We start from the raw sequence: 11625 nt of genomic DNA, 5'->3' as shown, positions 1-11625 counted from the left end.
CGCGACACCGACGCGACACCGACGCGGCATCGAGGCGGCATCACGGAGCCTTGGCGGCCGCCTGCGCCGTCGGGTCGATTCCCTGCCTGCGCCTTGCTTCTTCACGCAGGCTGTCGATCAGCAGGACGGTCGTCTGCCGCTTCAGCGTCGATACCCGGACCAGCACGCCGATTTCCCGGCTCAGAGGACGTCCCGGCAGGGGCAATACCGCAATGCCCCTGGTGGTATGCAGGGGCACGAGGCCGCCGGGGATGATCGACCAGCCGAGGCCTTCACTGACCATTTCGAGGATGACGGACGGCTCGTCGAGCTCCATGCCGTCCTGCACCCAGAGATGATGCTGCTTCAGGTAGCGGTCGACGATATGGCCGCCGTAGGAATTGCGGTTGTAGCGGATGAAGGGCAGGGTGGCCGAGAGCTGGGCCATGTCCTGCGGCCAGCCGGCGGGCAGCACCACGACATAGTGCTCCTCCACCAGCAGTATCCATTTCAGGTCGGGAGGAATGCCCAGGCGCGGCTTGATGATCACGGCAATGTCTAGCTCCTTGGCATCGATCTGCGTGAGGAGCTGGGTCGACATGCCGGGAATGATGTTGATATGGACATTGGGAAAGTGCGAGCGGAAGCGATGCAGGGCCTTGGGCAGAAGGGCGGTCTGCACCGTGGATATCGCGCCTAGGTCGATGGGACGGCTGTCCGACGAACCCTGGCTGGCGCCCTTCATGCGGTCGTACAGTTCGATCATGTGGATGGCGTCCGGCAACAAGGCCTGGCCGGCATCGCTGAGCGAGACCGACTTGCCGGTACGTTCGAACAGCACGGCGCCGAATTCCTCTTCCAGCTTGCGGATCTGGATGCTCACCGCCGACTGGGTGAGCCCGAGCTTCATGCCGGCGGCGGAAAAGGAAGAGGTCTGGGCGGCGACGATGAAGGTGCGCAGATATCGGATCATGTATGAAAATCTTTTATGCCAAGGCTAAAAATCTTTCGTTTCATATTAAAGATTCGTCTCACTATAATCAATTGGCAATGCGCCGCGGCCTTAGCCGGCACGGTTTTCAAGCTCGCCCGCCAAAGGTAAAGGTATTACCCAGCATTCAGAAAGGAGCCCCATGTCGGCCAACCCGCTGTTTCACCTCGCGTTTCCCGTCAACGATCTTGCCGAGGCGCGCCGTTTCTACGGCGGCCTGCTGCAATGCCCCGAAGGCCGCAGTTCCGATGAATGGGTGGATTTCAATTTCCACGGCCACCAGATCGTTGCCCATCTCGCACCGCAGGAAAGCAGTCAGGGCCCGACCAATGCGGTCGATGGCCATGATGTGCCGGTTCGCCATTTCGGCGCGATCCTGCCGATGGAGCAATGGGAAGCGCTGGCCGACAGGCTGCGCAGGGAAAACATCGCCTTCGTGATCGAGCCCCATGTCCGTTTCAAGGGGGAAATCGGCGAACAGGCCACGATGTTCTTTCTCGATCCGTCGGGCAATGCCCTTGAATTCAAGGCTTTCGGCGACCTTAGCCAGGTTTTCGCTAAGTAAGCCGTCCAATACAACGAAATCGACAGCAGGAAGCGAAGAGGGACAACATGGATCTCGGAATCAAGGGAAAGACCGCGCTGGTCTTCGGCGCCGGCGGCGGACTGGGCGGCGCGATCGCGCAGGCCCTGGCGGCGGAGGGGGCCAATATCGTGCTGGCCGACATCAGCGCCGAAGCGCTGTCCGCAACGGCGAAAAACATTCAGGGCACCGGCGCGCAGGCCATGTCGCTGACATGGGATCTGGCCGACCTGTCCCTGATCGACGCCCATATCGGCGCCATCGAGCAGCGCTTTGGCGGCGTCGATATCCTGATCAACAATACCGGCGGACCGCCGCCCACGCCGGCCGCGGGTCAGCCGCCGGAGGTGTGGGCCAAGCATTTCCAGGCCATGGTGATGTCGGTCATTGCGATCACCGACCGCGTGCTTCCCGGCATGCGTGCCAGGAGGTGGGGCAGGATCATCACCAGCACTTCTTCCGGCGTCGTGTCGCCGATTCCCAATCTCGGCATGTCGAATGCGCTGCGCATGTCGCTGGTCGGATGGTCGAAAACCCTGGCCCGTGAAGTCGGCGGCGACGGCATCACGGCCAACATTGTGCTGCCGGGCCGCGTCGCCACCTCGCGCATCACCTTCCTCGATGAACAGAAGGCCAAGCGCGAAGGGCGTCCGGTCGAGCAGGTGACCGCCGAAAGCACGGCCGCCATCCCGGTCGGGCGCTATGGCCGTCCGGAGGAATACGGTTCCGTCGTAGCCTTCCTTGCCAGCCAGCAGGCGGCTTACGTGACCGGCTCGACGGTGCGCGTCGATGGCGGCCTGATCGCCAGCGTCTGATCCAAGCCAACCATACAGAAAGGGAAACCCATGGGTACCGAATCCAAGCCGCTCGATCCCGCGATCCGTGAAGCACTGTCAGGCATCTCGACCGCCACGCTGACGACCGTTCTGCTCAAGAAAGGCCTGAGGAACGTCTGGATGCGCGGCACCGTGCCGATTGCGGAAGGCCAGCCGCGCATCGTCGGACGCGCGTTCACCCTGCGCTTCGTTCCTGCGCGTGAAGACCTTGCCACGCCGGAATCCTGGTCGTCGCCGATCTCGACGAGGGCGGCGATCGAAGCCATGCCCGAAGGCTGCGTAGCGGTGGTGGATGCCATGGGCGTCACCGATGCCGGCATCTTCGGCGACATCCTGTGCGCCCGCATGAAAAAGCGGGGCATCGCGGCGCTGGTGACCGACGGCGTGGTGCGAGATTTGGCAGGCGTGCTCGGCACCGGCCTGCCGGTCTGGTGCCGCGGCGCCGCAGCGCCGCCCTCGGTGGCGGGTCTCACCTTCGTCAACTGGCAGGAGCCCATCGGCTGCGGCGGCGTCGCTGTGTTTCCCAACGACGTGGTGGTGGTCGACCAGGACGGCGCAGTGCTGATTCCGGCCGCATTGCTGGACGAGGTGGTGGCGCTTTCTGCGGAGCAGGAGCGGCTGGAAGGCTGGATCATGGAACAGATCGAGCAGGGAACGCCGCTGCCGGGACTGTATCCGCCGAATGCGGAAAACAAGGCAAGGTACGAGGCATTCAAGGCAGGCAAGCAAGGGTAACGAATTAGTCGTGAGAGCCTGGTGATGCCACCGGGCGCGTTCACATCGCATGGCAACAAGGTGCAGCATCAAGGAACCAGCATGAAACCACTCGACACATCCGCCAGGGGCGTCTACCTGATCGCAGTCACGCCGTTCCGCGAGAACGGCGAACTGGACCTGGAAAGCACCGACCGCATGGTTGATTTTTATATTGACAAGGGCGCCACCGGCCTCACCATCCTCGGCATCATGGGTGAGGCGACCAAGCTGACCGCCGAGGAGTCCCGCATCTTCGTGAAGCGGGTGCTGGCGCGCGTGAACAACCGGGTGCCGGTCATCGTCGGCGCATCGGCGCCCGGGTTTGCGCCGATGCGGGAGCTGACGGTCAGCGTGATGGAAATGGGGGCGTCCGGCGTGATGGTGGCGCCGCCCTCGACGGTGCGCACCGATGACCAGATCGCCGCCTACTTCGACATGGTCAACGAAACCCTTGGACCCGACGTGCCCTGGTGCCTGCAGGATCATCCGGTATCGACCGGCGTGCAGATGTCGATTAGCGTGATCCTCCGCATCCTCAAGAATTCCCCGAGCTGCGTGATGCTCAAGCATGAGGACATGCCGGGCCTTGCCAAGCTGTCGGCGATACGGGCGGCAAGCGAGCGCGGCGACATCAGGCGCATCTCCATTCTTACGGGCAATGGCGGCGGCCTCTTCCTGCCGGAAGAAATGACGCGCGGCGCCGATGGCGCGATGACGGGCTTTGCCTATCCGGAAATGATGGTGGGCGTGGTCAATGCGCATGCCGCCGGCGACATCGAGCGGGCCCATGACATCTTCGATGCCTATCTGCCGCTGGCGCGCTACGAGCAGCAGCCCAATATCGGTCTCGCGGTGCGCAAGCACATCATGGCCGAACGCGGCGTGATCGCTTCTGCTGCGGTACGCAAGCCCGGACCGAAGCTGACGCCGGCCGACATTGCAGATATCGAGCGCCTGACGCGGCGGCAGGAAAGGCGGCTGCGCGAGATCCAGTGAAGCGCTGACGTGCCGCTGCCGGCCGGGCGGCGATGGCGTTTCATAGAGATGGCATTTCCCTAAAACATCGACCCTTAGCTGCCATGACCGCTGTGATTGCATCCCGGGAAACATCTTCCACCTCGCATCCCGCTCCGGCATCAACCGCTGTTCCGCCGCGATTGCGATCGCTTCGCTGCCTTGACGATTTCGAGCAGGCGGCGCGATTGCGCCTGCCGCGGCCGATATTCGGCTACCTCTCTGAAGCGGCGGAGACAAAGCGGTCGTTGCGCGGCAACCGGGAAAGCTTCGACGACTTCGGTTTCGTGCCGAGGGTCATGATCGATGTGTCCAAGCGTTCGACGGCAACCACCCTGCTCGGACAGGAGTACGCGGCGCCGTTCGGCATGGCGCCCATGGGCATCAGCGCCCTGTATGCCTATCGTGGCGACCTGGTGCTCGCGCGCGCTGCGGCACAGGCCAACATCCCGATGATCATGAGCAGTTCCTCGCTGATCAGGATGGAAGACGTTGCTAGCGAAAAGCTGGGCGCATGGTTCCAGGCTTATCTGCCCGGCGATGCGGACAGCGTTGCCGCGCTTGCCGAGCGTATTGCCAGGGCCGGATTCACGACCCTGGTCATCACCGTCGACACGCCGGTCACGCCCAATCCGGAAAACTTCGCCCGCAACGGCTTTACCTCTCCACTGCGTCCCAGCCTGCGGCTGTTCTGGGAAGGCGTCACCCATCCAGGATGGCTGTTCGGCACGTTTCTCAAGACATTTGCACGTCACGGCGTGCCGCACTTCGAGAACAACTACGCAAGGCGTGGCGCCCCGATCCTGTCGTCGTCGGTCACGCGGGATTTCTCGGACCGCGGGCATCTGAACTGGGAGCATTTCGCACTGCTTCGCGGCATGTGGCGCGGCAAGATCATCGTCAAGGGCATCCTGCATGAACACGATGCCCGCATCGCGCGCGACATGGGAGCGGACGGCATCATCGTATCGAACCACGGCGGCCGCCAGCTCGACGGTGCGGTTGCGCCGCTTCGCGTATTGCCTGATATCGTCAAGGCCTGCCCGGACATTCCGGTGATGCTGGATGGCGGCATTCGGCGCGGCACCGACGTGATCAAGGCGCTGGCCTTGGGGGCGAAATTCGTCTTCGTCGGCAGGCCCTTCGGTTTCGCGCTCGCGGTCGGCGGCGCGCAGGGCGTGACCCATGCGATCAACCTGCTGACGCAGGAAGTCTCACGCAACATGGCGATGCTGGGCATCACCAGGCTTGATGAACTCGATGCCGACATGCATCTGTTTCGAAACCGCTAGGGTAGCCGCCCAGAAGAAGAGGAGACAAGGATGACAAACACAGCCGTTCAAGGCGATGCCGATGCACGTATCGTGTCGGTGGAAGCGCGCAGCGTCAGCATTCCGCTGGATAATGCGACCTCGTTCTCCACGCGCAAGGTTACTGCGCGCAATTACACGCTGGTGCGGGTGCGCACGGCGGATGGCGCCGAGGGCATCGGATTCTGTTATGCCGGCAGCCGGGCCGGCGGGCTGGTGACCCTCGCGGTGCGCGAATTGTTCAAGGAGCAATTGATCGGCCAGAACGCTCTGCGCGTCGAAGGACTATGGCAGGAGATGTACCAGGAATCGCTCCTGCACGGCCGCGCCGGATCGGTGATGCGCGCGCTCTCCATTCTCGACATCGCGCTCTGGGACCGCAATTCCCGTGCGGCCGGCCTGCCGCTGTCGCGCTATCTCGGCGGCATGGCGAAGGAGCGTGTACCGGCCTATGCCAGCGGCGGCTATTATCTCGAGTGCAAGACCCCGGACAAGCTCGCCGAGGAAATGGCCGGCTATGTCGCGCTCGGCTTCAAGGCGGTCAAGATGAAAGTGGGCATGCTGTCGCCGCGTGAGGAGGAGCTGCGCATCGCGGCCGCGCGTGAAGCGATCGGCGACGATATCCTGCTGACGCTGGACGCCAACAATGCCTGGCACGACCTGCCTACCGCGCTGGAGTACATGAAGCGCTACGAACCCTATGACCCGTACTGGATCGAGGAGCCGTTCAGCCCCGACGATATCGAGAACCATGCGCAGCTTGCGCGCCGCACCTCGGTGGCGGTGGCGACCGGCGAGATCGAGGCGGGCCGCTGGCGCCACCAGGAACTTCTGGAAAAGCGGGCTGCGATGATCCTGCAGACCGATGCCGCGGTATGCGGCGGCATCACGGAATTCCGGCGCATCGCCGCGATGGCGGCCGGCTTCGGCGTCACGCTATGCCCGCACTGGTTCCATGATCTGCATGTGCATCTGGTGGCATCGACACCCAATGCCCGCCTGGTCGAGTTCTTCCCCGATGACCAGGTACTCAATTTCCGCAGGCTGGTGGATACGCAGCTGGAGTTTTCGGACGGAGACCTGATCGTTCCCGACCGGCCGGGCCTGGGCTTCGGGTTTGATGAAAAAGCGGTGGAGCGCCATGCGCTCGATGGATGGGCTTGAAAAGCACGATGTGCCATGCGCTGTGCTGCAGTGCGGTACTTTGCGGGCCGGCATGTTGATAGAGTAGATGGCATTGCACGGTCTGCAGCGGACGCCATGCAATACAACTGGAGACAAGAACGACCGCCCATGCGTCGTTCCCTGATGCATTAAAACAAAAGGAGATGAAATGTTCCGTCAAATCTTACGTGCCTCTTTTGCAGTCGCCGCCTTCTGTCTGGCAGCCGCATCCTCGGCCCAGAATATCTCGGTCGCCACCGGGGGCACCGGCGGCGTCTATTATCCGATGGGCGGCGGTCTGGCTTCGGTCTTGTCGAAGTATGTCCCCGGCATGCAGGCCACTGCGGAAGTGACCGGCGGCTCGGTCGACAACCTCAAGCTGGTCGGCAGCGGCAAGCCGTATGTCGGTTTTTCCATGTCGGACGCAGCGCAGGACGCCTTCAAGGGCGAAGACAAGTTCAAGTCCGGCAAGGTGGCCGTGCGCACGCTCGCCGTGCTGTATCCGAACCGCATGCACCTGGTGACGGTCGAGGGACGCGGCGTCAATAAATTATCCGACCTCAAGGGCAAGCACATCTCCACCGGCTCGCCGGGAAGCGCAACCGAAGTCATGGCCTTCCGCATCCTCGAAGCCGCCGGCCTCGACAAGGACAAGGACGTCAAACGCGAACGCCTCTCGGTAGCGGAATCGGTCAATGCGATCAAGGACAACAAGATCGATGCATTCTTCTGGGTCGGCGGCCTGCCGACCGCGGCCGTGACCGACCTTGCCAACACGCCCGGCACCAAGATGAAGATGATTGACCATTCCGAGGTGGTCAATGCGATGAACAAGAAATACGGCAACCTCTACATCGAGGACACCATTCCGAAGTCTGCGTACAAGGGCATGGAAGCCGACAACAAGCAGGCCACGGTAATGAACATCCTGGTCGCCAATGCCAGCATGGACGACAAGACCGCCTACAACATCGTCAAGACCATCTTCGAGAAGCGCGACGAACTGATCGCAGTGCACAAGGAAGCGGAAAACTTCAAGCTCGACAACCAGAAGACCGCCAATTCACCGGTGCCGTTCCACCCCGGCGCGGTGAAGTATTTCAATGAAAAGGGCATCAAGCTCAACTAGGCCATCACAAAGCGATTGTGTCTTGAAGCCCCGCCTGCACGCGGGGCTGTTCCATTTGTAACGGTTTCACCGAAAGAGCGATAAGCATCGCATGCGCAGTAACGCGCTGCGCCATGCCGCATAAAAAACGTGGGGACAAGGAAATGAGCGCACCAAATGAATCGATTCCGCAGACCGAGCCGGTCATCAGCGAAGAGGCCTTGCGAAAAGCAGAACAATACATCGAGGAAGAAGAAGGCGCGGCGAATCGCATGAGCGGATGGATCGGCGGCTTCCTGGTGCTGGTCGCAGTCGTCATGTCGCTGTTTCACCTGTATGCGGCCTATGCCATCGTGCCGACGCAGATACTGAGGTTCGTGCATGTCGCGTTCGTGCTCTTCCTGTCCTTCCTGATGTTTCCCGTGGCCAGGCGCTTTCGCCATCGCATCATGTGGTGGGACTGGATTGCGGCATTCCTGACGATTGCCATCGTGGTGTATGCCATCATGGGCGGCGACGATTTCACCGACCGCAATACCATGCCCGAGCCGCTGGATATCTTTTTCGGCGTGGCGCTGATCGTGCTGGTGCTCGAAGCGATGCGCCGCACCACCGGCTGGATCATGCCGATCGTGACGATCTGTTTTCTGATGTATGCGCTGTTCGGCGCCTACCTGCCGCAGCCATGGACGCACAAGGGTTATGAGGTCGGCCGCCTCGTCGGCCAGATGTACATGACGCTGGAAGGCATTTTCGGCGTGGCGGTCGACGTGTCGTCGTCGCTCATCATCCTGTTCACGATCTTCGGCGCGTTCCTGCAATTCTCCAACGCCGGCAAGTTCTATATCGACTTTTCGTTTTCCGCGATGGGCGGCAAGCCCACCGGCGCCGGACGTACCGTGGTGCTCGCCTCCTTCCTCCTCGGCGGTCCGTCCGGTTCCGGAGTGGCAACCACCGTTACCCTGGGCTCGGTGGCCTGGCCGATGCTGGCCAAGGTGGGCTACGAGCGCAATGCGGCCGGGGGGCTGCTCGCGGCCGGCGGCCTCGGAGCAATCATTTCGCCGCCGGTGCTGGGCGCTGCAGCGTTCCTGATCGCAGAGTTCCTCAAGATTTCCTATCTCGACGTATTGATGATGGCGGCCATCCCGACCATCCTGTTTTATCTTGCGCTGTTCCTGATGGTCGAAATCGATGCGCGCAAATACGGCATGGGCGACACGACCTTCGAGAAGGTCGACACCGTATGGAACCTGACGAAGCGCTACTGGTTTCACTTCCTGTCGCTGATTTCCATCGTCGTCTTCATGATGCTCGGCTATTCGCCGGTGCTGTCGGTATTCTGGGCCACCGTCGTCACCTTCCTGGTCAGCTTCCTGCGCTCCGATACCACGCTGCTCTCCTATGACCTGTTCCGCGGCAAGGGATCTTTCAAGGAACACGTCCTCAATTCCAAGCTGGTGAAGGCGCTCGAAGCCGGCTCCGTCGGCATGCTCAATGTCGCAGCGACATGCGCTGGCGCGGGGCTGATCGTCGGCGTCGTCACGTTGACCGGGCTGGGACTGAAATTCAGCTCCATCGTCATCGACTATGCGGGCGGCTCGCTGCTCCTTACCACGGTCTATACCGCGCTGGTCGTGTGGATTGTCGGACTGGCAGTGCCGGTGACGGCCAGTTACATCATCTGCGCCGTCATTGCCGCACCGGCGCTGACCAAGCTCGGCGTGCCGGACTTCGCCGCCCACATGTTCATCTTCTATTACGCGGTGCTGTCCGAAGTGTCGCCTCCGACCGCCTTGTCGCCGTTTGCAGCCTCGGCCATCACCGGCGGCGACCCCTACAAGACCACGATGCAGTGCTGGAAGTACACGGTGCCCGCCTTCCTGCTGCCGTTCATGTTCGTTCTTGACCCGAGCGGCCAGGGACTGCTGCTGATGGGTTCCACCAAGGCGCTGGCCGCTGCCAACTGGTGGTCGATCGCCGAGGTGACGATTACCGCCGCCATCGGCATTGCCGCGATTGCGGCCGGCTTCCAGGGATGGATGTTCGTGCGCACCACGCTGCCGGAAAGAATCATGCTGATCGTCGCCGGCTTCGCGCTTGTCTATCCCGGCATGATCGCAGACGTGCTCGGCTTCGGCCTAGTGCTGGTGGCGCTCGTCTCGCAGTATCTGCGCAGCCGGCGCGTGGCGCTCAGGGCGTGAGCGTCGTCAAGGCTTGATAGGAGCGAGCTTCAAGGGCCTGCTTATCATTGAACACAGGATTCTCATGACAAAACCCCGTTTGCTGCAACATGGCCGCCTGATGCCGGCGCTTGAATCGCAACTGCAGGCCGATTTCGACATCCTTCCCCTCTGGAAGGAAGCCGATCCTTCCGGCTTCCTTGCCGCGCGTGGCGGCGAGTTCATCGGCCTGGTGACTTCTGCGCGGACAGGAGCGGATGCCAGGATCATCGCCTCGCTGCCCAACCTCAAGGTCATCTCCAGTTTCGGCGTCGGCTACGAAACGATTGATGTCGATGCCGCGCGCCGGCAGGGCGTAACAGTCAGCAATACGCCCGACGTCCTCAATGACTGCGTGGCCGATCTTGCATTCGGCCTGCTGATCGATGTGGCACGCGGCATTTCGTTCGGTGACCGCTTTGTACGCCGTGGCGACTGGATGCGCAATGCGGCCATTCCACTTGCGACCCAGGTTACCGGCAAGCGGCTTGGAATACTCGGCCTGGGCCGCATTGGAAAGGCAATCGCCCAGCGCTCCTTCGGGTTCAGCATGGATATCCGCTACCATTCACGGCATCCCGTTGCCGACGTGTCGTGGCAGTACTCGGCCTCGGCTGCGGAGCTTGCGGAATGGGCTGATTTCCTGGTGGTTGCCTGTGCAGGCGGTCCGGCGACAAGGCACCTCGTATCTGCAACGGTGCTCGAGGCCCTTGGACCCAAGGGCTATCTCATCAACATCTCGCGCGGCAGCGTGGTCGATGAAAACGCATTGGTCGCCGCCCTGGCCGGCAAGCGCATTGCCGGTGCCGCGCTCGATGTATTCGAGAACGAGCCGCAGGTGCCGGAGGAATTGCTGTCGATGGAAAACGTCGTGGTGCTGCCTCATGTCGGCAGCGGCACCCATGAGACACGGGCGGCGATGGGCAATCTCGTGCTGTCGAACCTGAAGAGTTTTTTCGAGACCGGCCGTTTGCTTACGCCGGTGGCGGCATAGTGCAGCAAGCCGTCGGCTCACACCGCAAGCATGATGCCCGCGCCTCCCGCAGCGACCAGGCTCGCAGCCCAGACCTTGTCAAGATTGAACCAGGCCCGCCGAACAAAATTCAATCCAAGATAGCGGTAGGTGAGCCATGCCATGCCCATTCCGGCGAGCAGCATGGCCAGCGTGTGGACGGCCGCCACGAGAACGGCAGCAAGGACGCCGGAACGCATGAGCGAAGTCATGACCGCGGCATGTCCTTCCGTTACCTCGCTTGCCGTTCCCGAGCCGCACAGGCCGAGCATGGCCGGCACCAGCATCAGGCCGGCACCGTGGGCGGTGGCCATCAGAAATGACCACCACGCAAGCCGTGTGGGTTTGACGCGTGCAAGAAAGCGCGGATGGCCCCGTGCGACGAGCTGGCGCACACCGAACGCGACCACCAGCACGCCGGCGCTGATGCGGATTTCACGGCTCCATTCCATAAACCATCCCAGCCACGCGAACGGCACCAGCACGACCATCATGGCCATCAAATGACCGGCCCCCAGCGGCAGCAGCGTGGAGAACACCGCACCGGCCCGGCGCGCGGTCATGCCGTTAGCCACGGCCAGCGGCCACCCCATCGCGGGATTGATGCCGTGATACAGGCCGAGCGCAGCGATCATCGGCCACAATGAGGTGCT

Annotated in this window: 11 protein-coding genes; 9 read left to right on the top strand and 2 right to left on the bottom strand. The window is 62.3% G+C overall.

Annotation, left to right across the window (positions count from 1 at the left end):
* Positions 1-40: 40 nt before the first annotated feature.
* Complete coding sequence (locus IGW03_RS16460; RefSeq protein WP_194723653.1) at positions 41-952, bottom strand: LysR family transcriptional regulator; 912 nt, start codon at positions 950-952, stop codon at positions 41-43.
* A gap of 160 nt (positions 953-1112) precedes the next feature.
* Between IGW03_RS16460 and IGW03_RS16455 the strand changes: the two genes are divergently transcribed.
* The 9 genes from IGW03_RS16455 to IGW03_RS16415 all read left to right on the top strand — a co-directional run bounded on the left by IGW03_RS16455 (position 1113) and on the right by IGW03_RS16415 (position 10954).
* A complete protein-coding gene (locus IGW03_RS16455) occupies positions 1113-1535 on the top strand; it encodes a VOC family protein (RefSeq protein WP_194723652.1) in 423 nt (140 codons plus the stop codon).
* Between the two features lie 47 nt (positions 1536-1582).
* Positions 1583-2368, top strand: a complete 786-nt coding sequence (locus IGW03_RS16450) for an SDR family oxidoreductase (protein WP_194723651.1) — start codon at positions 1583-1585, stop codon at positions 2366-2368.
* 30 nt (positions 2369-2398) lie between these two features.
* Positions 2399-3124: a ribonuclease activity regulator RraA gene (locus tag IGW03_RS16445; protein ID WP_194723650.1), complete on the top strand. Its 726-nt coding sequence runs from the start codon at positions 2399-2401 to the stop codon at positions 3122-3124.
* Between the two features lie 81 nt (positions 3125-3205).
* Positions 3206-4141 carry a dihydrodipicolinate synthase family protein gene (locus IGW03_RS16440; RefSeq protein WP_194723649.1) on the top strand — a complete coding sequence of 312 codons (936 nt, stop codon included), beginning with the start codon at positions 3206-3208 and terminating at the stop codon, positions 4139-4141.
* A gap of 83 nt (positions 4142-4224) precedes the next feature.
* Positions 4225-5451 (top strand): alpha-hydroxy acid oxidase, encoded by a 1227-nt coding sequence (locus tag IGW03_RS16435; protein ID WP_194723648.1) that lies wholly within the window; start codon positions 4225-4227, stop codon positions 5449-5451.
* A 30-nt stretch (positions 5452-5481) separates the two neighbouring features.
* A complete protein-coding gene (locus tag IGW03_RS16430; RefSeq protein ID WP_194723647.1) occupies positions 5482-6633 on the top strand; it encodes a mandelate racemase/muconate lactonizing enzyme family protein in 1152 nt (383 codons plus the stop codon).
* Between the two features lie 169 nt (positions 6634-6802).
* Complete coding sequence (locus IGW03_RS16425) at positions 6803-7762, top strand: TAXI family TRAP transporter solute-binding subunit (protein WP_194723646.1); 960 nt, start codon at positions 6803-6805, stop codon at positions 7760-7762.
* 143 nt (positions 7763-7905) lie between these two features.
* The gene (locus IGW03_RS16420) at positions 7906-9942 is read left to right on the top strand and encodes a TRAP transporter permease (protein WP_194723645.1); all 2037 of its coding nucleotides are present in this window, start codon (positions 7906-7908) and stop codon (positions 9940-9942) included.
* Between the two features lie 64 nt (positions 9943-10006).
* Positions 10007-10954: a 2-hydroxyacid dehydrogenase gene (locus IGW03_RS16415; protein ID WP_228535627.1), complete on the top strand. Its 948-nt coding sequence runs from the start codon at positions 10007-10009 to the stop codon at positions 10952-10954.
* A 17-nt stretch (positions 10955-10971) separates the two neighbouring features.
* On the opposite strand, the gene IGW03_RS16410 is transcribed toward IGW03_RS16415, so the two are convergent.
* Entirely contained in the window at positions 10972-11607 is a 636-nt protein-coding gene (locus IGW03_RS16410; RefSeq protein WP_194723728.1) for a hypothetical protein, read from the bottom strand.
* Positions 11608-11625 lie beyond the last annotated feature (18 nt).

This window comes from Noviherbaspirillum malthae (assembly GCF_015352985.1).
Classification (GTDB): domain Bacteria; phylum Pseudomonadota; class Gammaproteobacteria; order Burkholderiales; family Burkholderiaceae_D; genus Noviherbaspirillum; species Noviherbaspirillum malthae.
This window is presented reverse-complemented; position numbering and strand designations above follow the sequence as displayed.